At 67.5% G+C, this 425-nt stretch carries 1 protein-coding gene; it reads right to left on the bottom strand.

Annotated elements, in window-relative coordinates:
* Positions 1-425, bottom strand: a 425-nt coding sequence (locus tag FLQ44_RS18000) for an efflux RND transporter permease subunit (protein ID WP_206208965.1), incomplete at both ends; no start/stop codon positions are given.

Here is a 425-nt window from a genome sequence, read left to right on the forward strand (position 1 = left end):
AGTTCGGCCAGCGTGTCCAGATCATCGCCATAGACCTTGACCGCGAGGTCGGCGCGCACGCCCGAGATCAGCTCGTTGAAGCGCATCTGGATCGGCTGGGTGATCTCGTAGTTGTTGCCGGGCACCTGGTCCAGCACGGCCTGCAGTTCGGCGACGAACTGCGCGCGCGGCTTGCGCGGTTCGGGCCAGTCGGCACGCGGCTTCATCAGCACATAGATGTCGGCGACCGAGGGCGGCATGGGGTCGGTGGCGACTTCGGCCGTGCCGATCTTGCCGACCACGCGCTCGACCTCGGGCAGGGCTGCGATCCGCGCTTCCAGCTGGGCCTGCATGTGGATGGCCTGGCTCAGCGAGGTGCCGGGGATGCGCATGGCGTGCAGGGCGAAGTCGCCCTCATCGAGGCTGGGGATGAACTCGCTGCCCAT

Origin of the sequence: Vogesella mureinivorans (assembly GCF_007644035.1) — a bacterium.
Taxonomy (GTDB): Bacteria; Pseudomonadota; Gammaproteobacteria; order Burkholderiales; family Chromobacteriaceae; genus Vogesella; species Vogesella mureinivorans.